This is a genomic window from Nocardia yamanashiensis NBRC 100130, from assembly GCF_001613325.1.
In the GTDB taxonomy this organism is placed as follows: domain Bacteria; phylum Actinomycetota; class Actinomycetes; order Mycobacteriales; family Mycobacteriaceae; genus Nocardia; species Nocardia yamanashiensis.
Genome location: NZ_BDCD01000009.1, coordinates 1 through 22584, shown reverse-complemented (window position 1 = coordinate 22584; position 22584 = coordinate 1). Strand labels below are relative to the sequence as shown.

Annotated in this window: 23 protein-coding genes; 11 read left to right on the top strand and 12 right to left on the bottom strand. The window is 68.7% G+C overall.

The features are described from left to right. Position 1: 1 nt before the first annotated feature. Both glp and NY1_RS09145 read right to left on the bottom strand, forming a co-directional pair. Positions 2–1261, bottom strand: a complete 1260-nt coding sequence (gene glp / locus NY1_RS09150; protein WP_067710457.1) for a molybdotransferase-like divisome protein Glp — start codon at positions 1259–1261, stop codon at positions 2–4. A gap of 69 nt (positions 1262–1330) precedes the next feature. Next, positions 1331–2269, bottom strand: coding sequence for a UTP--glucose-1-phosphate uridylyltransferase (locus tag NY1_RS09145; RefSeq protein ID WP_067710704.1), 939 nt, complete (start codon positions 2267–2269; stop codon positions 1331–1333). Between the two features lie 322 nt (positions 2270–2591). Here NY1_RS09145 and NY1_RS09140 point away from each other — a divergent pair, with 322 nt between their 5' ends. The 4 genes from NY1_RS09140 to mscL all read left to right on the top strand — a co-directional run bounded on the left by NY1_RS09140 (position 2592) and on the right by mscL (position 4922). Continuing rightward, the gene (locus NY1_RS09140; RefSeq protein ID WP_067710455.1) at positions 2592–3206 is read left to right on the top strand and encodes a 5-formyltetrahydrofolate cyclo-ligase; all 615 of its coding nucleotides are present in this window, start codon (positions 2592–2594) and stop codon (positions 3204–3206) included. Between the two features lie 70 nt (positions 3207–3276). After that, positions 3277–3585, top strand: coding sequence for an FmdB family zinc ribbon protein (locus tag NY1_RS41850; RefSeq protein WP_084534798.1), 309 nt, complete (start codon positions 3277–3279; stop codon positions 3583–3585). A 194-nt stretch (positions 3586–3779) separates the two neighbouring features. Next, complete coding sequence (locus tag NY1_RS09135) at positions 3780–4409, top strand: SAF domain-containing protein (protein WP_067710453.1); 630 nt, start codon at positions 3780–3782, stop codon at positions 4407–4409. A 114-nt stretch (positions 4410–4523) separates the two neighbouring features. Next, positions 4524–4922 (top strand): large conductance mechanosensitive channel protein MscL, encoded by a 399-nt coding sequence (mscL, locus tag NY1_RS09130; protein WP_067710451.1) that lies wholly within the window; start codon positions 4524–4526, stop codon positions 4920–4922. A 72-nt stretch (positions 4923–4994) separates the two neighbouring features. Here mscL and NY1_RS09125 read toward each other — a convergent pair whose 3' ends face one another. The 9 genes from NY1_RS09125 to NY1_RS09085 form a co-directional block, all read right to left on the bottom strand. Then, on the bottom strand, positions 4995–5675 hold the full coding sequence (locus NY1_RS09125; protein ID WP_067710449.1) for an MspA family porin: 681 nt from the start codon (positions 5673–5675) through the stop codon (positions 4995–4997). 63 nt (positions 5676–5738) lie between these two features. Next, a complete protein-coding gene (locus NY1_RS09120; protein WP_067710448.1) occupies positions 5739–6419 on the bottom strand; it encodes an MspA family porin in 681 nt (226 codons plus the stop codon). A 299-nt stretch (positions 6420–6718) separates the two neighbouring features. Continuing rightward, a complete protein-coding gene (locus NY1_RS09115; protein WP_067710446.1) occupies positions 6719–7390 on the bottom strand; it encodes an MspA family porin in 672 nt (223 codons plus the stop codon). A 61-nt stretch (positions 7391–7451) separates the two neighbouring features. Then, positions 7452–8126: an MspA family porin gene (locus tag NY1_RS09110; RefSeq protein ID WP_067710444.1), complete on the bottom strand. Its 675-nt coding sequence runs from the start codon at positions 8124–8126 to the stop codon at positions 7452–7454. Between the two features lie 239 nt (positions 8127–8365). Next, on the bottom strand, positions 8366–8602 hold the full coding sequence (locus NY1_RS09105; RefSeq protein ID WP_067710442.1) for a hypothetical protein: 237 nt from the start codon (positions 8600–8602) through the stop codon (positions 8366–8368). Then, complete coding sequence (locus NY1_RS09100) at positions 8599–9093, bottom strand: MogA/MoaB family molybdenum cofactor biosynthesis protein (protein WP_218028337.1); 495 nt, start codon at positions 9091–9093, stop codon at positions 8599–8601. The genes NY1_RS09105 and NY1_RS09100 overlap by 4 nt, the downstream gene beginning before the upstream one ends. A 98-nt stretch (positions 9094–9191) precedes the next feature. Beyond that, a complete protein-coding gene (locus NY1_RS09095) occupies positions 9192–10433 on the bottom strand; it encodes a S1C family serine protease (protein WP_084534835.1) in 1242 nt (413 codons plus the stop codon). 1100 nt (positions 10434–11533) lie between these two features. Continuing rightward, a complete protein-coding gene (locus tag NY1_RS09090; RefSeq protein WP_084534834.1) occupies positions 11534–12928 on the bottom strand; it encodes a sensor histidine kinase in 1395 nt (464 codons plus the stop codon). Positions 12929–13008: 80 nt separating this feature from the next. After that, on the bottom strand, positions 13009–13695 hold the full coding sequence (locus NY1_RS09085; protein ID WP_067710700.1) for a response regulator transcription factor: 687 nt from the start codon (positions 13693–13695) through the stop codon (positions 13009–13011). A 357-nt stretch (positions 13696–14052) separates the two neighbouring features. Between NY1_RS09085 and NY1_RS44445 the strand changes: the two genes are divergently transcribed. The 5 genes from NY1_RS44445 (at position 14053) to NY1_RS09060 (ending at position 19875) form a co-directional block, all read left to right on the top strand. Beyond that, positions 14053–17427 carry a sensor histidine kinase gene (locus NY1_RS44445; RefSeq protein ID WP_067710440.1) on the top strand — a complete coding sequence of 1125 codons (3375 nt, stop codon included), beginning with the start codon at positions 14053–14055 and terminating at the stop codon, positions 17425–17427. After that, entirely contained in the window at positions 17424–17831 is a 408-nt protein-coding gene (locus NY1_RS09075; RefSeq protein ID WP_067710438.1) for a roadblock/LC7 domain-containing protein, read from the top strand. Before NY1_RS44445 ends, NY1_RS09075 begins: the two co-directional genes overlap by 4 nt. A gap of 12 nt (positions 17832–17843) precedes the next feature. After that, positions 17844–18218: a DUF742 domain-containing protein gene (locus tag NY1_RS09070; RefSeq protein WP_067710436.1), complete on the top strand. Its 375-nt coding sequence runs from the start codon at positions 17844–17846 to the stop codon at positions 18216–18218. Positions 18219–18366: 148 nt separating this feature from the next. After that, positions 18367–18957 carry a GTP-binding protein gene (locus NY1_RS09065; RefSeq protein ID WP_067710699.1) on the top strand — a complete coding sequence of 197 codons (591 nt, stop codon included), beginning with the start codon at positions 18367–18369 and terminating at the stop codon, positions 18955–18957. An 84-nt stretch (positions 18958–19041) separates the two neighbouring features. Beyond that, positions 19042–19875, top strand: a complete 834-nt coding sequence (locus NY1_RS09060) for an MHYT domain-containing protein (RefSeq protein ID WP_067710434.1) — start codon at positions 19042–19044, stop codon at positions 19873–19875. Between the two features lie 55 nt (positions 19876–19930). On the opposite strand, the gene NY1_RS09055 is transcribed toward NY1_RS09060, so the two are convergent. After that, on the bottom strand, positions 19931–20737 hold the full coding sequence (locus NY1_RS09055) for a VOC family protein (protein ID WP_067710432.1): 807 nt from the start codon (positions 20735–20737) through the stop codon (positions 19931–19933). Positions 20738–20966: 229 nt separating this feature from the next. On the opposite strand from NY1_RS09055, the gene NY1_RS09050 reads away from it, so the two are divergent. Further along, positions 20967–21992 (top strand): DUF1906 domain-containing protein, encoded by a 1026-nt coding sequence (locus tag NY1_RS09050; protein WP_067710431.1) that lies wholly within the window; start codon positions 20967–20969, stop codon positions 21990–21992. Between the two features lie 252 nt (positions 21993–22244). Then, entirely contained in the window at positions 22245–22469 is a 225-nt protein-coding gene (locus tag NY1_RS09045; protein ID WP_067710429.1) for a hypothetical protein, read from the top strand. Positions 22470–22584 lie beyond the last annotated feature (115 nt).

Genomic DNA, 22584 nt, shown 5'->3' with positions numbered 1-22584 from the left:
CCTACCCTCGCTGCGCGAGAAACGCGACCCGGACCTCGTCACCCGTGCGCACCTCGGTGACATCCGGATCGATCACGATGAGACTGTTCGCCTCGGCCATGGTCGCCAGCAGATGCGACGACGCGCCGTTCGGGCCGCCGAGCGGCTGCACCAGATATTCGCCGGTCTGCTCGTCGCGCATCAGCTGGGCGCGCAGATAGCCGCGGCGGCCCGGAATCGAGGCGATGGGCAGGATGGTGCGGGCGCGCACGATGCGGCGCATGGGATGGCGGCGGCCCAGGGCGATGCGGATCAGCGGCCGCACCATCACCTCGAAAACCACCAGCGCGCCAACCGGATTCGAGGGCAGCAGGAAGGTCGGCACCTCGTCGCGGCCCAGCAGGCCGAAGCCCTGCACCGAACCCGGATGCATGGCGACGCGGGTGATCTCCAGTTCGCCCAGGCCCTCCAGGGCCTCGCGGACCTGCTCGGACGCCCAGCCGCCGACCGCGCCCGCGATCACCACGACCTCGGAGCGGACCAGCTGGCCCTCCACCACATCGCGCAGGCGCTTGGGATCGCCGGAGACGATGCCGACCCGGTTCACGTCCGCGCCGGCATCGCGGGCGGCGGCGGCCAGGGAATAGGAATTGACGTCGTAGACCTGGCCGGGGCCGGGAGTGCGATCGATATCGACGAGTTCGCCGCCGACCGACAGCACCGACAGCCGCGGGCGCGGATGCACCAGCACCTTGTCGCGGCCGACCGCGGCCAGCAGGCCCACCTGGGCCGGGCCGATGATGGTGCCGGCGCGCACGGCCAGATCGCCGGGCTGCACATCGTCGCCGATGCGGCGCACGTAATCGCCGGAACGGACCGGTTCGTACACCTTGACCCGGGCACGGCCGCCGTCGGTGAAGTCCAGCGGCAGTACGGCATCCGCCAGCGTGGGCAGCGGCGCGCCGGTGTCGACGCGCACGGTCTGCCTGGGCTGCAAGCGAATCGGCTGCCGGGAACCGGCCGCCACCTCCCCCACCACCGGCAGGGTCAGATCGACGGGTTCGCCGTCCTCGTCACGGATTTCCGCACCGGCGCCCGCCACGTCCACGCTGCGCACCGCGTAGCCGTCGATGGCGGCCTGATCGAATCCGGGCAAGGGGCGCTCGGTCACCACGTCCTCGGCGCACAGCAGGCCCTGCGCTTCCGAGATCGCGACCCGCACCGGCCGCGGCGCGACAGCCGCCGCGGTCACCTTGATCTGCTGGTCCTCAACCGAGCGCATGCCGCCCTTCCCTGGTCTCGCGCACTGCACACCTCGTCAACGGTTGTCCCGTCGTCAACGGTTGTCCCGTCACTCGTACGAGGTGAGCTGCGGATTCCAGCTCGGTCCCAGCCGCTGCTCCAGCCACTCGCGCAGGGCGGGGCCGTATTCCTCGCGTTCCAAGGCGAAATCGACCGCAGCACGAAGATAACCGCCCGGGTTGCCCAGATCGTGGCGCGACCCACGATGGACCACCACGTGCACCGGGTGGCCCTCGGAGATCAACAGGGCGATGGCGTCGGTCAGCTGCAGCTCGCCGCCCGCGCCCGGGGTGATGCGGCGCAGGGCGTCGAAGATGGCGCGGTCCAACAGGTATCGGCCGGCGGCCGCGAAAGTCGAAGGGGCATCGGCCAGGGCGGGCTTCTCCACCATGCCGTTGACCTTGAGCACATCCTTGGACGCGCCCTCGATGACCTCGACGTCGAACACGCCGTAGGCGCTGACCTGATCCTTCGGCACGTCGATGGCGCACAGCACCGAACCGCCGTAGGTGTCGCGCACCTTCGCCATCACCGACAGCACGCCCGAGGGCAGCACCAGATCGTCGGGCAGCAGCACCGCGATGGCGTCCTCGTCGTCGTCCAGCACCGACTCCGCCTGTGCCACCGCGTGTCCCAGGCCCAGCGGCTCCTCCTGCACGACCGAGGTGACGTCCAGCAGGGCCGGGGCCTTGCGCACCTTCTCCAGTAGATGGAACTTGCCGCGCTCGGCCAGGGTGCCCTCGAGGACCAGGTCCTCGACGAAATGCGCTACCACGCCGTCTTTTCCGGGCGAGGTGACGATCACCAGCCGATCGGCGCCGGAGTCCGCGGCCTCGGCGGCGACCAATTCGATGCCCGGGGTGTCGACCACCGGCAGCAACTCTTTGGGAACCGTCTTGGTCGCGGGCAGGAACCGCGTGCCGAGCCCCGCCGCGGGCACCACCGCGGTGCGGAAGCAAGACCCGGTTCCGCCGCCATTAGCTGTCATGAACTTCACCCTATCCATCCGTGATATCCACCGGGACGGCGTCGACGCCGTCCCGAGTTCCCCGAGAGCCTAAGGCGCGCGGGCCCGGTGAGCCCACCGAACGCCCGACCGCTCCCTCAACTTCGCACCCTCGGGGCGAGTTCGCACCCGCAGGCGCACTTCCCGCAACGTGCGAATTCTCACGAACGCCGCGAGTCGGGGCACCCCTCACGCAATAGCCCGACCGGTACGCCCGCAAACCCCCGGGCCCACACGGCGGTGGCGGGGCCGTCGTTCCGACGCGCTTTCGGCCGGAATCGCACGGCCTCCTAGGCTCGAGGGCGTGAATACGGGCGATCGGGACAAGCGGGCCTGGCGGGAGGAGATCCTCGCCCGGCGCAAGGCGGTGCCGCGCGAGGTGCGCGAGCGCGAGGCCGAGGCGCTCGCGGCGGCGGCGGGCGAGATCGCCGGATCGCTCGCGGCGGCATCCGGGCCGGACGCGGTGTGGGTGTGTGCTTACGTGCCCGTCGGCAGCGAACCCGGGTCGGTGGCGATGCTGGACGCGCTGCGGGACGGCGGGGCGCGGGTGCTGTTGCCGGTTACCGGCGAACCCGGGCCGCTCGACTGGGCGGAGTACCTCGGCCCGGAGCGCCTGCGGCGGGGGCGGTTCGGGTTGTCCGAGCCGGACGGGGAGCCCGCACCCGGCGGATTGGCGAATGCCGCGGCCATTCTGATTCCGGCGCTGGCGGTGGATCGGCGTGGAGTGCGATTGGGGCGCGGGGCGGGTTATTACGATCGCAGTCTGAGCGCCTGCCGGGCGGATGCGCGATTGATCGCCGTGGTGCGCGACGATGAAGTCGTGGAGCGTTTGCCGGAAGAGGCGCACGACCATCGAATGGGATGGGTGCTCACTCCCGCCGGCGGGTTACGAAAGCTGCTCGAACCGGCCGGGAATTGACACCCGATTGGCAGTGTTGGCACTGTCAGCTGTAGAGTGCTAAATCGACGAAGACTGTGGAGGTTTCCCGATGCCTACTTACTCGTATGCCTGCACCGAGTGCGACAACAAGTTCGACATCGTGCAGTCCTTCTCCGATGACGCGCTGACCACTTGCCCCGCGTGCTCCGGCAAACTGCGCAAGCTGTTCAACTCCGTCGGCATCGTCTTCAAGGGCAGCGGGTTCTACCGCACCGACTCGCGCAACGGGTCCACGTCCTCCGAGGCGGCCAAGCCTTCGTCCTCCTCGGACAGCGGGTCGTCCTCCACCTCGAGCACCTCGACTCCCGCCGCCTCCCCGGCCCCGGCGTCGAGCGGCTCCAGCACCTCCGCAGCCTGAGAGCCGCGCCTTCGGCGCGAAGAGAAATGGGGGACGGGGGCTAGGCCCCCGGACCCCCTTATCGGGGCTACGCCCCGAACCCCGTTCCTTGGGCTACGCCCTGAGCCCGTACGGGTTCTCCACAGCCGCATCAGTTATCCACAACCCGCGCTTGCGCGGGTTTTCGGTCGTTTCGGAGACCTAAGCTGCGCAGCATGATTCGGGTGCGTGGGGTGGCGGAGATGCGGCCGGGGTGGGTGGATGCGGTGTCAGTACGGCGGATTGTCGCGGTGGCGTTGGTGGTGGTCGCCGGTGTGATCGCCGTGCGCGAGGACCCTTCGGAACGGCGGGTCGAAGTCGTCGTGGCTGCGCGGGAGTTACCGCCGGGGCATGTGGTGGAGGCTGGGGATCTTCGGGTCGTTGATCGGGCGGCGGATACCTTGCCCAATGGGGTTGCACGGGAGGCCGGGGCGGTGGTGGGGGCAACGTTGGCGGGGGCCGTGACCGAAGGGGAAATCCTGACCGATCTGCGGGTCGTCGGGACGCGGCTGGCAGGGGTGGCGGCGGGGGACGGGGATGGACGGATCGTTCCGATTCGGTTGGCGGACAAGGCTGTTGCGGAGGTGCTGCGGGCCGGGGATCGGGTGGATGTGGTGGCCGGGGAGGAGAGCGGCGGGCGAGGGGCTCGGCTGTTGGCGTCGGATGCGGCGGTAGTGCTGGTTTCCGGGGTGGGATCGGCGGGGCGGGATCAGGAGCGGGTGGTGTTGGTGGCTTTGGATGCCAGGCGGGCGGCGGTGGTTGCCGCGGCTTCGTTGCGGAGCGCGCTGACGGTCGTGTTCCACTGAGCTGGACGGTTGGTGAACTAGCATCGCGGGGTATCGCACGACCTCGCTGGACCCCGTGGGGGACTTCACCCTCACTGCACGGACGCTCTCCATCACGCAGAGGAGTTTTCGGCAATGTTCAAGGGTTTCAAGGAATTTCTGATGCGCGGCAATGTGATCGACCTCGCGGTGGCGGTCGTCATGGGCACCGCGTTCGTCGCCATCGTCACCGCATTCAGCGACGGGGTGATCAACCCGCTGCTGGCGGTGTTCGGCGGCACCAACCCACTCGGCCTCGGCTTCCAGCTGGTGGCCGACAAACCCGCCACCTTCGTCGCCATCGGGCCGATCATCACCGCGGCCCTCAACTTCGCCATCATCGCGGCACTGCTCTATTTCATCGTGGTGCTCCCCGCCACCCACGCCAAGAAACGCTGGGGCGCCACCGACGACTCACTCACCGACAACGAACTGCTGCGCGAGATCCGCGATCTGCTCGCCCAGAACAGCGGCGGCGGCAAACACGAGAACTGAACGGTCCCAGGACAAACGAATGGGCCCGGTGCGAAAAGCACCGGGCCCATTCGTTTTACAGCAGTGGGCCGATCAGCCGAGGCTGAAGGGCTGGCCCCACAGGGTGACCCAGCTGACCACGTTGTCGGTCTCGACCTCGACCGAGACGAACGCGCGAGCCTGGGCGTAACCACCACAGCCGGACAGGCCGATGGTCGAGTCGGCCCAGGTGACCGAGCCGCTGGAGCCCGAGAACTTGTTGCGCACCTTGTGGGTTTCGCTGCCGAAGTCGTCGGCCTGCTCCAGATCCAGGACGTAGAACGCCTTGGTCTGGCCGGGGCCGAGGGTCAGGTTGCCGCCGGTGCTGACGCTGGCGGTCGGGGTGGTATTGCCTTCGGAATCCCATTCGACACCACCGGTGACGCCACCGTTGGCACCGCCGCCGGCGATGTTGACCTGGCAGCCGACGACGTAACCCGGGAAGATCTTGCCGCCGACATCGCTGTTGTTGCCGGAGATCTCGACCTGCGCGGACGCCGACACCCAGGCGTTGCGGTGCACCGGGGTGGCACCCATCGACCCGGAGATGTTGGCCGACTCGCCGACCAGCTTGACGGTCACGATGGTGCCGTCGGACAGGGTCTTGGTGAGTTCGCCGCCCGGCAGCGGCACGAAGGTATCGGCGTTGGCGGCGCCGGTGGAGAACAGGCCAAGGGCGGCGGTGGCGACGGCGCCGATACCGGCAGCCCGCGCCACGGTCTTACGGATGTTCATTTCTTATGTCCCTCAGGGGTTGAATTCGCTTGCGCGAGAAGGTTTTTGGCGGGCGAGCCACTATCAGCCGATGGAGAACGGCTGACCGTACAGCGTCGTCTTGGAGTAGTGATCGCCGATGACCTCGACAACCGTGTACGCGCGCGCCTGGGCGTAACCCGCGCAACCCTGGATCGTGATTTCGGCATCCTGGTATTCGACCGAGTAGGTTCCCGCCTTCAGGATGTCCTTGTAGTCGATCTGGACGAACTTGACCTCTCCCGGACCGAGATTGACGCCGAGGGAGCCGCCGAGCGACGCGTCGGTCAGCGAGACGCCACCGGAGATCCCGGCGGAGATGGCGTCCTCACCGATGCTGATCTGGCAGCCGACGATGTAGCCGGTGCTCAGCTGCGAGGTGCCGTGGGTGGACGAGTTGTTGGACCCCGGTCCGTTGGCCGGGCCGTTGTTCGGGCCGACCGTACCTTCGGGGGTGACGGTGACTTCGGCGGTGGCGTTGCCACTGACCCACACCACGCGACCGGCGCCATTGGCCGAAAGCGAAGGTGAAATCAGGGCGCGCTCACCGGTGCGGGTGATGGTGACCGTCCCGCTCGGCGAAACCTTCTGACCGTCCGGCAACGGCACGAAGGTGTCGGCATTAGCAGCACCAGTGGAAAAAAGGCCCATGGCCACGGCCGCCGTCGCTCCGATGCCCGCAATACGGGCACCGCGACGAAGACCGTTGGTGCGGTTCTCGCTCATACTTCCCCTCATCAGGTTCTTGCGGTCAGCCTCGACCACCGAGGCTGAAATGGGTTCCTGGCCAGAACCCAGTTGAGTTTGTCGCCACATTGTTGCCGCCGTGTTACTGCTAACGAATTCTTTATGTGGAGCGACGTGGGGCACTTTACATCACAGATGTGGGCTTTGATGCGTGAGCGAACATAGATGCTGTTCTAGTACACAACAACCCGCACTTATGCCGGGGACGCTATGAATACGCGAAAGGGGCCCGGCGCTAAACGCGCCGGGCCCCTTCGGGTTCCGCTGAGCGGGAAGTATCAGCCGATGCTGAAGGGCTGTCCCCACAGGGTGACAGCGGTGATGATGTTGTCGGTTTCGACCTGCACCGCGACGAACGCGCGCGCCTGGGCGTACCCGCCGCAACCGTTCAGGTTGATGGTCTCGTCGGCCCAGGTGACCGAACCGCTCGAGCCCTTGAACTTGTTGCGGACGTAGTGGGTTTCGCTGCCGAAGTCGTCCGCGGCTTCCTGATCGAGCAGGTAGAACGCCTTGGACTGACCCGGACCCAGGGTCAGGTTGCCACCGACATTGCCCTTGGCGGACGGGGCGCCGTCGGCGAACGCGGCGCCGGCCTCGCCACCGCCGGAGGCGCCGCCACCGGAGATGTTGACCTGGCAGCCGACCACGTAGCCGGGCACGATCTTGCCGCCGACGTCGCCGTTGGTGCCGGACAGTTCGACCTGCGCGCTACCGGAAACCCACGCATTGCGGTGCAGCGGAGTGGAACCCAGCGACGGGTTGATATTCGCGGATTCGCCGACCAGCTTGACGGTCACCACGGTGCCGTCGGACAGGGTCTGGGTGAGCTGGCCGCCGGGCAGCCCGACGAAGGTGTCGGCATTGGCCGCACCGGTGGAGAACAGGCCGAGAGCGGCAGTGGCGGCGAAGCCGACGCCGGCGACCCGCGCCATGGTCTTACGGATGTTCATGATTTTCCCTCTAGGGTCGAATTCGCTTGCGCGAGGAATGAATTGACTTCGGACCGGCACGTCAGCCGATGCTGAACGGCTGCCCGTAGAGGGTGGTCTTGGAGTAGTGGTCACCGATGACCTCGACCACGGTGTAGGCGCGCGCCTGGGCGTAACCGGCGCAACCGTTGATCTCGATCGGCACATCCTGGTATTCGACCGAATAGGTCCCCGCCTTCAGGATGTCCTTGGAGTTGATCTGCACGAACTTGACCTCGCCGGGGCCCAGGTTCAGGCCGACCGACGCGCCCAGGCTGCCGCCGGAGAGGTCGATGCCGCCGGAGACGCCCGCGGAGACCGCGTTGTCGGCGATGTTCACCTGGCAGCCGACGAGGTAGCCGGTGCTGAGCGCGGAAGCGCCGTGGGTGGAGGAGTTGTTGGAACCGGGGCCGTTGGCCGGGCCGTTGTTCGGGCCGACGGTGCCTTCGGGGGTGACCGCGACATCCGCGATGGCCTTGCCGCTCACCCAGGCCACGCGTCCGGCGCCATTGGCGCTCAGCGACGGGGAGATGGTGGCGTGCTCGCCGATCCGGGTGACGGTGACGTTCGGGCCGACCTTCTGACCGTCCGGCAACGGCACGAAGGTGTCGGCGTTCGCGGCGCCGGTGGACATCAGGCCCAGGGCCACCGACGCGGCCGCGCCGATGCCCGCGATACGGGCGGCGCTCCGCCAACCGGCGGTGCGGTTCTCGCTCATGTTTCCCTCATCAGTTTTTTCGCGGACAACCTCGACCACCGAGGTTGAAGCGGGCCGCTACGCGACGAGTTCCGACAGGAGCAATGTGGAAGCACACTACTCAAACTCGTTGGAGCCGTAGCTTTGGTGACCCGATCGAGACCTTAGCCACAACAGCAACCGTTTGGCAACAAGGGCAACAGACATGCGTGTAGCCACATGTGTTATTGACGAGCGAATTATCAGCGAATTAAAGAAATTCAGCCGTGATGGGGCGGCACCTGATTGCGCAGCCATTCATCCGAGGACGATCGCGAATCCCCTTCGGGCGTGCGCTCATCGGACGTGGTGTCGGGCAGCGGATCGCCGAAGATCCGCGCCAGCTCGGCCCGCTCGGCGGGCGTGAGACGACGCGACCCCGCCCGGCGCGAAGCCGGACGGGGTGCGTCGGAAGCGGTCTCGGACGCGTCCGAGGGCCGGTCTTGCTCGTCGGTCATTCCGCCAGACCGGAGAGTTCGTCGATGACCTTGCTGGCGAGCGGTGTGAGCGTGGCCATGCCGTCGCGGATGGCGGCGCGGGTGCCCGGCAGGTTCACCACCAGGGTGCTGCCGGAGATGCCGGCCAGGCCGCGGGACAGACCCGCGTCGAGCGAACCCGACGCCAGGCCGGACGCGCGCAGCGCCTCGCTGATGCCGGGCAGCACCCGGTCGAGCACTTCGGCGGTGGACTCGGGGGTGACGTCACGCGGGGACATGCCGGTGCCGCCGACCGAGATGACCAGATCGACACCGCCGATCACCGCGGTATTGAGCGCATTGCGGATCTCCACCTCGTCGGCCGCGACCGAGACCGAGGCGTCGACCAGGAAGCCGGCCTCGGTGAGTAGCTCGGTGACCAGCGGACCCAGCGAGTCCACGCCGCCATGGGCGGTTCGATCGTCGACGACCACGACAAGAGCACGGCCCGCCACGGGGGCATCGATTTCCATGGTGCTCACCGTAGTGCCTTTGTCCGACAACAGCTCCCATCCCCCGTCGGCTGTAACCCGGATCTCGGGTACCGGGGTCAGTCCACTCTGGTGCCGCATCATCGGCCTCCCTCCACCTGGGCTTCGCCGAGGGTCACCTCGACGGTCTTGGAATTCTTGCCCTGCTCGTCGGCGTAAGTGACCTTGACCTTGTCGCCCGGGCGGTGCGAGCGCACGGCGGCGATCAGCGCATTGCCCGAATCGATGATCTGATCGTCGAGTTTGGTGACCACCGCGCCGTTCGGGATGCCCGCCTTGGCGGCCGGGCCGTCGGGGGTCACCTCCAGTACGCGCGCGCCGTTCACGTCGTCCTGCGCCCGCACCTTCACGCCGATCTGCGCGTAGGTGGCCTTGCCGGTCTTGATGAGTTCGTCGGCGACGCGGCGGGCCTGATCGACCGGGATGGCGAAACCGAGCCCGATGGAACCGGATTGCGCGCCCGCGGCCTCGGAGCTGCCGAGGGTGGCGATGGCCGAGTTGATGCCGACCAGTTTGCCGTTCATATCCACCAGCGCGCCGCCGGAATTGCCCGGGTTGATGGCGGCGTCGGTCTGGATGGCGTCGATGACCGTGCCCTGCGAACCCTGCTCGCCGCTGGTCGAGACCGGACGGTTGAGCGAGGACACGATGCCGGTGGTGACGGTGCCGGCCAAGCCGAGCGGGGAACCGATGGCCACCACCGATTCACCCACCTGGAGGTTGGCGGAGGAACCGAGTTCGATCGGGGTGAGGCCGGTCTTGCCGGACACCTTGATGACCGCCAGGTCCGAGACCGGATCCGCGCCGACCAGGGTGGCCGAGGCGGTGCTGCCGTCGTTGAAGGCCACCTGCATGGTCGCGTTCGGGCCCGCGCCGTTCACCACGTGGTTGTTGGTCAGGATCAGGCCGTCGGAGGACAGCACCACGCCGGACCCCTCCCCCTCGGCGCGATTGCCCGCCACCTTGATCATGACGACGCTGGGGAGCACCTTCTGGGCGACCGCCTGCACCGAACCGGACGGGGCGTTGGCCGCCGTCTTCACATTCGGCTTGGGCGCGTCGAGGGCATTGCTGACCACCGAGCTGCCGTTGTTGTCGCCGGTGGCGAGCGCGCCGACCACGCCGCCGATGCCGCCGCTGAACAGCGCCAGCGCCACCGCGCCCGCGATCAGGCCCTTCGACACCGACCGCTTCGGTGCGCCGCCGCCCGGCCCGCCGGGGCCGCCCGGATAGCCCGGCATACCGGGCATCCCCGGCCCTCCGGGACCACCCGGACCACCGGGCTGCCCCGGCACTCCGGGCTGCCCGGACCCGCCGAACATCGGCTCGGTCGCATGCTGCCCCGGCTGTCCGTACCCGGCCCCCGACGCCGCGTACGCGCCGTAGGCGCCGACCGGAAGCTGTTCGGTCGCGCCGACCGGAAGCTGTTGTGTGGCAGGCCCGCCGAAGCCGGCGTGACCCGGCGCGGGCGCACCGAAGGCCGCACCGGGGTGCTGAGCGCCCGGACCCCAATGCCGCGCCGAATCCGAACCGCCTTGCGCCGCAGCGCTTCGACCGCCGTGCGGCCCGTCACCGCCGCCGAAACCCGGTGCCGGGGCGCCGCCGTGGGCAGCCGATCCGGGACCGCTGTGGGATGCGGCGGGCGCACCGAACCCGCCGGCGTCGGGAAGCCCGGCGTCGAGACCGAATTCGCGATCGAAGCTCGCGCCCAACGGCGCGCTGGGCGCCGGACCGGAACCGCTCGCGGGCGCACCGCCGCCGGAGCCGAACTCGGACGTGGCTGTGTCACCGCCGAATTCGCGATCGAAGCGCTCGCGCGCCGCGGCGCCGGGATCCGCGCCGGGGGTTCCGGCATCGGCCGCACTGCCCGTACCGGCCGCCGCCGCACCCGCCGCGAAATCGCCGGCCGCGCCGAACACTCGATGCGTACCGCCCGCACCGCTTCCGGAAGCGCCCGGGCTGCCGCTCGCCGATTCGCCGAAGGCACTGTCCGCACCGCCGAAGGCACTGTCCGCACCGCCGGTCGGCGCACCCGGGCCGTTGCCCGCGGCACCGGACGCGGTGGCCGGAGTGGGCGGGTTGGCGGCGAAGCCGTCGAAGGGCTGGTCCTCGAAGTCGGCCTCCGGGGCTCCCGCCGGGGCGCGCTTGGGCAGGCCGGAGGCGGTGGAGGATTCGGGGGCGGGCGGCAGGTCGGGGCGGGCCGACCGTGCGCCGCCCAGGTCGAGCTGTTCGGACTGGGTGCCCAGGCGCTGCGGGGCCGCGTCGGGCTGGGCGGGATGCTGTCCCTCGGGCTGGGTGCCGCGGGTGTCCTTCGAATCCTCGGTCATTTCTCGTTTCTCCTCGAGTCTCGTGCCAAGCCTGGCGGTGACGACTGAGAGCGGACTGAGACCGTGCTTGGGTTTCGCCGAGCCTTTTCGCCGATTCAGTTCTCGGGGACCGCGGGTGGCGTGCCTGCTCCGGGCAGAACGATACGGATCAGGGTGCCCCCGCGCTCGGAACCATCGACGGTGATGGTGCCGCCGTGCTTGGTCACCACCTGCTTCACGATGGCCAGGCCGAGGCCCGAACCGGGCATGGAGCGGGAGGCGGTGGTGCGGTAGAAGCGTTCGAACACCAGCTCGCGTTCGGCCGGCGGAATGCCCGGCCCGGCGTCGTCCACGGTGAACTCCAGCAACCCGCGGCCCGTCTCACGCATGGTGACCAACACCTTGGCCCCGTACGGGCTCCATTTGGCGGCATTGTCGAGCACGTTGAGCAGGGCGCGTTCCAGGCCCGCTTCATCGCCGAAGACGAACCAGGGGCGCAGCTGGGATTCGAATTCGATGCCGCTGCGGCGACGGCGCACCCGCTCCAATGCGCGTTCGGCCACATCGCCGATATCGACCTGTTCGTAGACGGTCTCGGGGGCGTCCTCACGGGCCAGATCCACCAGATCGCCCACCAGCGTGGACAATTCCTCGATCTGCGCCATCACATCCGTGCGCAATTCGGCCATGTCCTCGTCCGGAATGCGCGGCGCGCCCGGCCGGGAAGAGGCGATGAGCAGTTCCATATTGGTGCGCAAAGACGTCAGCGGCGTTTTCAGCTCATGACCGGCATCGGCCACCAAACGCCGTTGCCTTTCGCGGGATTCGGCCAATGCGCGCAGCATTGTGTTGAAACTCTCGGTGAGCCGGGCGAGTTCATCATCGCCGGTGACGGCAATGGGCGTGAGATCGTCGGTGCGCGCCACGCGTTCGGTCGCGGCGGTGAGCCGGGCAATCGGCCGCAAACCGGTGCGGCCCACCGCGGTTCCAGCGGCCGCGGCCAGCATGACGCCGCAGCCGCCGACCACGAACAGCAGCCAGGCCAGCCGGTCGAGCACCTCGCGGGTGGGCTGCAGGCGCTGCGAGACCACCAGGGTGGAGCCGGAGTGCGTGCGGCGGGCCAGCACTCGCTGATTGTCGACGGTGCGCAGCGAGTACGCGATCTCGCCCTTGGCGACCGCCAGCTCCTGGGTGCCGACCGGCGGAATCGTGGTCTGCGGCGGGATGTAGGGGGTCTGCAGATCCGGGAAGATCAGCGCCACACCGACATCGCTGGAATACAGCCCGGCCAGCACGATCGACTGGAAGCCGAGGCTGTCGAAGTTGTTGTCGATCATCAGCGAAGCCCGGGCGCGCAATTGCGAATCCACGTCCGCGTACAGCGAGCGCGCCACCATGGCGTAGGCGGCGATCGAGGTGAAGGCCACGGCCACCGCCACCACGGACGCGGCCAGCAGCGTCACCCGCCAGCGCAGCGACACCGAACTGGTGAGCGGCATCGGCGGCCGCATCTCCGCGGACTCGCCGCGTTGCCCGCCCAGCGCGGCCACCACGGGGCGTTTCGGAATGGTTCTACCCACGAGCCCGGCTCCTACGGCGGCGTCTCACGCAGCACGTAACCGACGCCGCGCACGGTGTGGATGAGGCGGGGTTCGCCCTCGGCCTCGGTCTTGCGGCGCAGGTAGCCGATGTACACCTCGAGCGCGTTGCCGGAGGTCGGGAAGTCGTAGCCCCACACCTCTTCGAGGATGCGGCTGCGGGTGAGCACCCGGCGCGGATTCGCCATCAGCATCTCCAGCAGCGAGAACTCGGTGCGGGTCAGGCTGATCTGGCGTTCGCCGCGCAGCACCTCGCGGGTGACCGGGTCGAGCGAGAGATCGGCGAAGGTGAGCGTCTCGGAGTTCTCGGCCGCTTCCACCGTGGTGCGGCGCAGCAGGGCGCGCAGCCGGGCCAGCAGTTCCTCCAGCGCGAACGGCTTGGGCAGGTAGTCGTCGGCGCCGGCGTCCAGGCCGGCCACCCGTTCGGAGACCGAATCCCGCGCCGTGAGTACGAGAATGGGCAGATCGTCGCCGGTGCTGCGTAGTCGGCGGCACACTTCCAGGCCGTCCAGGCGCGGCATCATGACGTCCAGGACCAGGGCGTCGGGGCGGGCGCCGGCGACTTTCTCGAGCGCGTCCATGCCGTCGACCGCGAGATCGACGGAGTAGCCGTTGAAGGTCAGCGAGCGGCGCAGTGATTCCCGGACCGCGCGGTCGTCGTCGACTACGAGAATGCGCATGGGCACCAGTCTGCCCACAACGACTGAGAGGTGACTGAGAAGCCCCCATTCGACACGCCGAGCAAACGGCATTCGGCGCGTCCGCGGGTGCGGCGCTGTGACCTGCTAACTCTTCAGTAACCCCGGCTTCGGCAACTTTGCGGCACTCGTATGCCTATTCGAAAGATGTTGTGGCAAACCGGCATTCGGAGTCTCATACACCGAGTCGCCCGAATTGCCGTTAGTCATCCCACGCGGTATGTTGCAGGCCGTAAAAGAAGACCTCTAGTTGGTTCCGGGCGGGTATTCGACCCCAAAACCGTACAACCGCATACGACCTGGGGGTCACTCGTGAAAAGCGGAGGCGACGGCAGCGGGATGGAAGCAGCACCGCGAACCTGGCAATTCAGCCTGTCCAACTGGCCCGTCACGCGCAAGGTCGGCATCGTGCTGGTGCTGCCGGTGCTCCTGGCCGCGACCTTCGCGGTATTGCGAATCAACAGCGAGTTGCAGACCATCTCGCAGTTGAGCAATGGCAGTGAGCAGTCGGACCTGGTGAGGCCCACGGTCAAATTCATGTCGGCCACCGACGAACTGGCGATCACCGCCATCGCCGGATTCGGCAACCAGAACGCCGACCCGGCGCTGGAAGCCGCGGCAAGCAAGTTCGATCAGGCCGTGGCGGAACTGGAAACCCAGATCCGCGCCACCAATGCCGAGGTGCTCGACACCAAGAACGTCAGCGAGGCCGTCGCGATGGCCCGCACCATGCGCAACAGCCTGCGCTCGCTCGCGCCCGCCGCCATCGGCGATCAGGCCGATCAGGTCGGCACCAAGGTGCAGAACGCGCTGGCGACCTCGCCCAGCATCGCCGACCTGCGGGTGCAGCGACTGTTCCTGCAGATGGGTTCCGCCAATACCGCCCGCCGCGTGCTCACCACGCAGCGCGTGATGCTGGCCATGCCGGACGCGGACCGGAATCCGATGCTGCGCACCAGGTTGCTGACCGCCATCGGCGCCGAGCTCACCCTGATCGAGGTGTACCGGGGCATGGCGCCCACCGCCAATGCCGACGCCGACATCCTCAAGGACGCCGCGCAGACCCGCGCCGGCATTCTGGCGCAGACCGGTTCGGACCTCGGGCAGATCCCGGCCATGCAGGACGCGCTGCACGCCAGCGCCGCCGCCTACGACCGCGAGATCTCCTCGGTCATCGAGGCCATGGACGGCAAGCTCGCCTCGCTGACCACCGAAGCCCGCAACAACGTGCTCCGCGATACCTCCATCGTGATCGGCATGCTGCTGGCCGGTCTGGCCATCGCGCTGGTGGTGGCCCGCTCGCTGGTCGTGCCGGTGCGGCGCCTGCGGCGAGATGCCTTGCAGGTGGCGCACATCGACCTGCCGCAGGAACTCGAGGTGGTGCGCGCCGGCGGCGTGACCCCCGAGATCATGCCGGTGGACGTGCACACCACCGAGGAGATCGGGCAGCTGGCCCGCGCCGTCGACGACATCCACTCCCAGGCGCTCCACCTCGCCGCCGAACAGGCGCGACTGCGCCTGCAGATCGGCAATATGTTCGAGACCCTGTCCCGCCGTAGCCAATCGCTCGTCGAACAGCAGCTGTCGCTGATCGAGGAGCTGGAGCGCGACGAGGACGACTCCGAGCGCCTGCAGTCGCTCTTCCGTCTCGACCACCTCGCCACCCGCATGCGCCGTAACGGCGACAACCTGCTGGTGCTGGCCGGAACGGCCCTGCGCCGTGGTCATCTCGCGCCGGTGCCGCTGTCGGATATGCTGTGGTCCTCGGTCTCCCAGGTGGAGGACTACCAGCGCGTCGAGATCGGGACCGTGCCGGACGGCATCGTCGCCGGTGAGCCCGCGGTCGATATCGAGCACCTGCTCGCCGAGCTGATCGACAACGCGCTGCGCTACTCGCCGCCCTCCACCCCGGTGGCGGTGTCGGTGGCGCGGGCCGTGGACGGCGGCTATCTGATCGAGATCACCGACCGCGGCCTGGGCATGAATGCCGAAGACCTGCAGTCCATCAACGATCGCCTGGCCTCCGGTGGCGAGGTCAATGTCGAGACCGCGCGCCGCATGGGCCTGTTCGTGGTCGGCCGCCTGGCCAAGCGGCACAACATCACCGTGAGCCTGCGCCGTACCTCGGCCATGGTGCAGCAGCCGGGCATCACCGCCAGCGTGCACCTGCCGGGTTCGCTGGTCTCGCCCGCGCCGGAACGCAATGGCGATCCCACCGGGCAGTACCCGGTCACCGCGACGCTGCCGGCGGCCCCGGCCCCGGGTGCGCAGGGACCGGTCTCGGGCCCGCAGCCGGTGGTCACGCCGCCGCGCCTGACCCCGGTGCCGAACCTGCCGGAGACCACCCCGCCGCAGCGTTTCGGCGTCACCAGTTCCGGTCTGCCGCAGCGCAAGACGCCGGGCGCCGATACCGGTGAACACCCCGTGACCGGCGGTTTCGCCCGCGGCGGTGCGGACCGCTTCACCGACGCCTTCGTCGAGAGCACCGAGCCCGGCCCCTACGGCGGCAATGGATCCGAACCCAGCAAGGTCGACTTCTGGGGCGACAATTCCGACGCCGCCGAACCGCCGCTGCGGCCGGTCCCCCCGATCGGCCAGGGCGGCAACGGGAACGGCGACGGCTTCGACGCAGGCGCCTTCAACGGTCCCGCCACCACCCGTTTCGATCTGCGCGACGCCGAGGGATTCGGGGCCGGCGGCCAGCGGAACGGATTCGGCAACGGCTTCGGAAACCCCGAAGAACGCAACGGCTTCGGCACCCCGGCGCGCGGCGGCAATGACCGCGGCGGCTTCGGCGGCAACAACGACCCGGCCAACTTCGCGGGCAGCAGCACCGATCTCGGCCGGCGCAACGAAGAGGTCTTCAGCCGCGACGCCGGCGCACCGGCCGGGGACGACCGGACCGGCGGCCCCGCGCGCGGCGGATTCGGCGGGAATGTCGCCACCGGCAATTTCGGTGCGGCGAATCCCGCGAACGGCAACGGCGGCAACGGCAATGCCGCCCGCGGCGCGAACGGCTTCGACAACAACGGCGGTTTCGGATATCGCACCGGCGACTACCCCAGGCCCACCGGCGGCTTCGCCGGTGCCGGCGGCGCCGAGAGCGGGAACAGCTTCGGCAATGCCGGTGCGGCCGACGGGAACAGCGGGTTCGACCGCGGCGCTGCGGCGGACGCCGACGCGACGGCGGGTAACCCGGGCGACGGCAGCGCGCCGGGCAACGGCCACCACACCGGGTCGTTCGCCGCGGCGGATACCGGCGTCACGGAACTCGGCGGGGACAACGGGCGACCCGCGCTGGATCCGGCGACCACCACCGGCGCGCACGCGCTGCAGGACATCGCCGCCGCCGGGCCGGACGGAGCTGCGGCCCCGCCGCGCCCGCAGCACGATTCGCCGATCTTCCAGCGGATGGTTTCGGAGTGGCTGGTGGAACCGGCGGCGGATGAGCCGAGCGAGTCCGTGTGGTCCTCGGAATCCGATGCCGGCTGGGCCGCGGCCGAGGAAGCCGCCAATCCGCAGGGCAGCGGGCGGACGCAGGGCGGTCTGCCGATCCGGCGGCCCGGGGCCCAGCTGGTGCCCGGTGCGGCCGCGCAGGAGGACGACGGCAGCGCCCGCAATCCGGAAGAGATTCGTAACAGCTTGACCAGGCACCTCAGCGGCGTCCGCTCCGGGCGAGCCGATACGCAGTACACAGACGGAGGGCATGCATGACCGACGCACAGCGCACCACCACCGACGAGAATCTGAACTGGCTCGTCACGCGATTCACCCGGGAGGTCCCGGGGGTCTCGCACGCGGTTCTGGTTTCCGCCGACGGTCTGCTGCAGGCCACCAGCCCGCATCTGCCGGCCGATCGCGGTGAGCAGCTGGCCGCGGTGACCGCCGGTCTGGCCAGCCTGTCCACCGGCGCCGCACAGCTTTTCGAGGGCGGCAAGGTGATGCAGTCCATCGTGGAGATGCAGCGGGGCTACCTGCTGGTCATGACTGTCGGAAACGGCTCGCACCTGGCGGTGCTGGCCAACAAGCAGCACGACATCGGCCGGATCGGCTACGAGATGGCGCTGCTGGTCGACCGGGTCGGGTCCGTGGTTCAGGCCACCGCCCGCACTGCCTAGACGAGTCCGCCGATGACCATTTCCAACGGTGCCGGCGGCAATCGCCCGACCAGCCGGGTCCGGCCTTACGCGCTGACCTCCGGCCGCACCGAGCCGGCAGTGGACCTGCCGCTCGAGGCGGTCGTCGAAACCCTGTCCTACACCGCCCATTTCGATTGGCCCGCGGGTGACATCCGCACGGAGATCCTGCGACTGGGCACCGCCCGGCTGTCGGTCGCGGAGATCGCGGCGCACCTGCAGCGGCCATTGGGCATGGTGCGGGTGGTGATCGGCGATCTCGTCGTCGCCGGCACCCTGCGCCTGCATTCGACCTTGAGCGACCAAGCGACCTTCGATGAGCGCCGGTCTTTGATGGAGAGGACTCTGCATGGACTCCGCGCCCTTTGACGGCGGGGGCTACACCGGCGGGCCGCAACCCGGCGGAAGCCAGTTCCCGCCGGGGCAATTCGCGGCTGGCGGCCAATACACGACCGGCCAGTTTGCGAGCGGAGGTCAGTACACGACCGGCCAGCTCCCGCTTCCGGGCGGCGCGCCGGTGTACCCGCCGCGACCGGGTGAGGAACCGCGCTCGGTAGCCTCCACCAAGATCGTGGTGGCGGGCGGTTTCGGCGCCGGCAAGACCACCTTCGTCGGCGCGGTCTCGGAGATCGTGCCGCTGCGCACCGAGGCCATGGTCACCGGCATGTCCGAGGGCCACGACGACCTGGCCGCCACTCCGGGCAAGGAAACCACCACGGTCGCCATGGATTTCGGGCGCATCATCCTGCCCGGCAATCTGGTGCTGTACCTGTTCGGCACCCCCGGCCAGCGGCGTTTCTGGTTCATGTGGGACGACCTGATCAAGGGCGCCATCGGCGCGGTGGTGCTGGTCGACACCCGGCGCATCGAGGACAGCTTCGCGGCCGTCGACTTCTTCGAAGCCAAATCGCTGCCCTTCCTGATCGCGGTCAATCGCTTCCCCGACGCCCCGCGCTTCCCGGTGTCGGAACTGCGCGAGGCGCTCAGCGTGCGCGAAGGGGTGCCGATCGTCGATATCGACGCCCGCGATCCGGGTGAGGTGCGGCGCGCGCTGGCGGCGGTCACCGAGTACGCGATCGAGCGGCTGATGGCGGCGCAGCGCGGCTGACCGCGCGCGATACGTCGTCCCGGCTGCTCGTCACACGCCGGAACGACGTCCTGGACAGGGATTACGAAGAGGCAGGGGTTCTGGGTGATCTACTTCTCGATGGGGTTCTGGGTGGTCGGTCTGGCGCTGATCACCTCGTTCGCCGGGGTGGCGTGCGGGCTGGCGTGCATCCGGCAGTCCACCAAATCGGTGACCGCGAAGTTCCGGCTGGTGTGGGTGCTGGTGGCCTCCTCGTCCATCGGCGGCGTCGGCATGTCCATGCCGGTGTTCATGCTCATGCTGGGCGTGGAGCTCCAGAACGCCGAGGCGCTGCGCTACGAACCCGCCCTGACCAACCTGTCGTCCGTGGTCTCGGGCGTCGCGGTGTTCGTGGCGCTGCTCATCGCCGGCAGCAAGCTGAACTGGGTGCGCCTGGGCATCGGCGCGGTCGTGATGGCGGGCGGCCTCGGCACCTCGCATCTCATGCTGCTCTCCGCGATTCACGTCCCGGGCAGCGTGGACCGCAGCCTGGTGTCGATCATCGCGGTGTACGTGATCGCGCTGGTGCTCTCGGTGCTGACCATCTGGTTCAGCCTGACCGTGAAGTCGGTGCCGCTGCTGCTCGGCGGTTCGGTGGTGTACGCGGTGCTGGTGATCGCCATGCACTACGCGGGCCTCACCGGGGTCGAGGTGCACGTGACGGCCGGTGCGGCGCCGCCCGAGGGCCAGCAGCTGTTCGACTTCTTCGTGCCGTTCTTCATCATCGGCGCGCTGTCGCTGACCGTGCCGATCACCGCGATCCTGGTGGCGCCGGACCGGCGTGAGGCGCGGCGGCCCTTCCTGGCGCCGGATTCCGATAGCGCGCACAGCACTTCGCTGGCCGCCGCCTCGCGCGGCGCGGCCTCGCAGCGGGGGCGCACCCCCGAATCGGTGCGCTGACGCACCGTTCGACGTCCGGGCCGGATCGCGCTACCGCGGTCCGGCCCTTCGTTTCTCACGCCACCGTGGGCGGCACCTCGCCTACCGCCTGCGCGGGGTCGAGCAGGGCGAACAGCTCCCCCTGCGGGGCCGCCAGCACCGCCATCCGGCCGAAGGGCCCGTCCTCGGCGGCCATGACCACGGACGCGCCCAGTTCCTCGGCGCGCTTCAAACCCGTGTCCAGATCATCGAATTGGAACCAGGTGAGCCAGTAGGGGCGGGCCGGGGCGGCGCCGTTGAGGGTGTCGTCGTTGATACCGGCCACCAGGTCGGTACCGCCGGGCGGGGTGATGACGGCGTAGTGCATGGCCTCGTCGTCGTATTCGGTGCAGGTGAAGCCGAAGACCTCGGCGTAGAAGCGTTTCGCGGCCTCGAAATCGCCGGTGTGCAGGTCGTTCCAGACGTACGCGCCGTGCTCGTTGTGCACGGCGGCGCCATTGTGCGCGTGGGCTTCCCAGACCGCGAAGGGCGCGCCCGAGACGTCGGCGGCGACGAACATGCGGCCGGATTCCATCACGTCGAACGGCGGCACCAGCAGGCTGCCGCCCGCCGCGGTCACCCGTTCGGCGGTGGCGTCGGCATCGGTGACCGCGAAATACGTGGTCCACACCGACGGCGCGGCCGCGTCGGGCTTCGGCCCGATCCCCGCGACGGCCTGCCCGTCCCGCAGGGCCATCAGATATCCCCCGCTGTCGTCCCCACCACCCTGCACATCCCAGCCGAACAACTCACCGTAGAACGCACCGGCCTGCGCCGGATCATCGACCTGGCAGTCGACCCAGCAGGGCGTACCGGGGGGCCAGGCTTCGTCGCGTACGGGCATCAGGGCATCTCCATTTCGAGTAAATAGCAAGGCGAATCGGATCTCGGCCGCGCGCGAGCCCCACGCCGCGCGTTCCGGTGCCGAGCACCGACCGCCACAGCACAGTGACGCCGCTCACACAACCGCCCCCAGTCAACCACCAAGGTCCGACAGACACGCGGGATCGGAGATGCGGAAATCGTCCGGAATGCACCACACCGCACCGCACGTCCGAATTACAGTGGTAGACATGCGTTTCGGGCTGGATTACGCGGCAGGTCGACCCAGTGCGAGCGCCATCCGGGCCGCCGGCTACGACTTCGTGGTGCGCTACCTGTCCTCGGGCGGCCCCACCCTTCCCGGCAAACTACTCACACCGGACGAAGCGGACGATCTTCGCGCACACGGCATTTCGATCGTGTCCAACTGGGAGACCACCGCCGCGCGCATGCTCGACGGGTACGGCGCGGGGGTCACCGACGCGCGCGCCGGGCTGGCGCAGGTGTTGCGCTGCGGCGGGCGGCGCGACCGGCCCATCTACTTCTCCGCGGATTTCGACGCCACCCCGCAGCAGCAGGAGCCCATCAATGCCTACCTGGACGGTGCGGCCAGCGTGCTGGGCCGGGCGAATGTCGGTATCTACGGCGGCTATTGGCCGTTGAGCCGGGCCCTGGACGCGGGCACCGCCAGCTGGGGCTGGCAGACCATCGCCTGGTCGGGCGGCAATGTGGACCCGCGGATCAGCATCTTCCAGACCGGTGAACAGGTTTACGTGGGCGGCGTCGAATGCGACGTGAACACCAGCGACCGTGCCGATTTCGGCCAATGGGATTTCGTGCAGGAGGAACCCGAGTTGACACCCGAACAAGACGAGATGCTGCGCGATGTGCAGATCCAGTTGCGCGGGCCGGGACTGGCCGGCTGGCCGCAACTGGGACAGGACGAACAGGGCCGGAACCGGACCGTGGTGGACGGGCTGGCGGCGGCGCTGCAGCAGATCGACGAATTACGCACGGAGATCAGTGAACTCGAGGCGACCACCGCGGAGCTGAAGGACGAGGTGGAACGGCTGGGCGGGCATCACTGGCCGTGGCCCTTCTCGCTGATCGAGGGACCGGCGACGGTGGTGGCCGAACAGCTGGCCAAGCTGGAGCAGGCGCTGCCGGACCTACCCTTGCCCGGGTGGGGGGCGAGCCCGAATGGAAACGGGAAGGAATCCGAACAAAAGGGACAAACGCCGGAAGTTGCCGGTCGTATTGCCGCTTCCGACAGTTGATTCGACGGTCGGTAAACCGGCTCGAAAGTGGCGATGAGCGGGTTCTCCGATACTCAGGAGAACCCGCCCTCGCCGACGAGAATACCGCCGGTAGAACACGAATTCACAACTTTGAGGGGACTTTTTCGCGCCTGCAACACAAACCGGACATCCGCGATACAACCGCAACACGTCGCGCAGATCCCTGGTGACACAGGGGTATTGCCACTATCGTCGGCCTGGTCCGATCTTGTGCTCTACGAAGGAGGCCCGATGGCCGTCAACGTTGTGCTCGACAAGGCTCTCGACAAGGCTTACGAAACCAAGTCCCTGCAGGACATTCTCGCCGCTCCCCCGTCCGCCCTCGCCGGGCTGACCGAGAAGCACGACGCCCAGTTGCTCGAGGCGCTCGGCATCAAGACCATCGCCGATCTGGGCAAGAACAAGTACTTCCGGCTCGCCGCGACGCTGGCGGATCTGGCGGCCAAGGAGGGTTAACGCCCCTGGCCGCACCCCATACGAGAAGGGGGTGCGGGGTTTCATCCCCGAACCCCCTTTTCCGTGCCGGGCACCTGCTCAGAGCTTGTCCAGATCGATCAGACCGCGCTCGACC

Bases quoted from the DNA above. Each gene is read 5' to 3' on its own strand.
- NY1_RS09145 (WP_067710704.1), bottom strand. From the start codon at position 2,269: ATGACAGCTAATGGCGGCGGAACCGGGTCTTGCTTCCGCACCGCGGTG.
- NY1_RS09045 (WP_067710429.1), top strand. From the start codon at position 22,245: ATGGCCGTCAACGTTGTGCTCGACAAGGCTCTCGACAAGGCTTACGAA.
- NY1_RS09120 (WP_067710448.1), bottom strand. From the start codon at position 6,419: ATGAGCGAGAACCGCACCAACGGTCTTCGTCGCGGTGCCCGTATTGCG.
- NY1_RS09125 (WP_067710449.1), bottom strand. From the start codon at position 5,675: ATGAACATCCGTAAGACCGTGGCGCGGGCTGCCGGTATCGGCGCCGTC.
- mscL (WP_067710451.1), top strand. From the start codon at position 4,524: ATGTTCAAGGGTTTCAAGGAATTTCTGATGCGCGGCAATGTGATCGAC.
- NY1_RS41850 (WP_084534798.1), top strand. From the start codon at position 3,277: ATGCCTACTTACTCGTATGCCTGCACCGAGTGCGACAACAAGTTCGAC.
- NY1_RS09100 (WP_218028337.1), bottom strand. From the start codon at position 9,093: ATGGAAATCGATGCCCCCGTGGCGGGCCGTGCTCTTGTCGTGGTCGTC.
- NY1_RS09075 (WP_067710438.1), top strand. From the start codon at position 17,424: ATGACCGACGCACAGCGCACCACCACCGACGAGAATCTGAACTGGCTC.
- NY1_RS09095 (WP_084534835.1), bottom strand. From the start codon at position 10,433: ATGTTCGGCGGGTCCGGGCAGCCCGGAGTGCCGGGGCAGCCCGGTGGT.
- NY1_RS44445 (WP_067710440.1), top strand. From the start codon at position 14,053: ATGGAAGCAGCACCGCGAACCTGGCAATTCAGCCTGTCCAACTGGCCC.
- glp (WP_067710457.1), bottom strand. From the start codon at position 1,261: ATGCGCTCGGTTGAGGACCAGCAGATCAAGGTGACCGCGGCGGCTGTC.
- NY1_RS09115 (WP_067710446.1), bottom strand. From the start codon at position 7,390: ATGAACATCCGTAAGACCATGGCGCGGGTCGCCGGCGTCGGCTTCGCC.
- NY1_RS09135 (WP_067710453.1), top strand. From the start codon at position 3,780: ATGATTCGGGTGCGTGGGGTGGCGGAGATGCGGCCGGGGTGGGTGGAT.
- NY1_RS09090 (WP_084534834.1), bottom strand. From the start codon at position 12,928: ATGCGGCCGCCGATGCCGCTCACCAGTTCGGTGTCGCTGCGCTGGCGG.
- NY1_RS09085 (WP_067710700.1), bottom strand. From the start codon at position 13,695: ATGCGCATTCTCGTAGTCGACGACGACCGCGCGGTCCGGGAATCACTG.
- NY1_RS09070 (WP_067710436.1), top strand. From the start codon at position 17,844: ATGACCATTTCCAACGGTGCCGGCGGCAATCGCCCGACCAGCCGGGTC.
- NY1_RS09050 (WP_067710431.1), top strand. From the start codon at position 20,967: ATGCGTTTCGGGCTGGATTACGCGGCAGGTCGACCCAGTGCGAGCGCC.
- NY1_RS09055 (WP_067710432.1), bottom strand. From the start codon at position 20,737: ATGCCCGTACGCGACGAAGCCTGGCCCCCCGGTACGCCCTGCTGGGTC.
- NY1_RS09105 (WP_067710442.1), bottom strand. From the start codon at position 8,602: ATGACCGACGAGCAAGACCGGCCCTCGGACGCGTCCGAGACCGCTTCC.
- NY1_RS09110 (WP_067710444.1), bottom strand. From the start codon at position 8,126: ATGAGCGAGAACCGCACCGCCGGTTGGCGGAGCGCCGCCCGTATCGCG.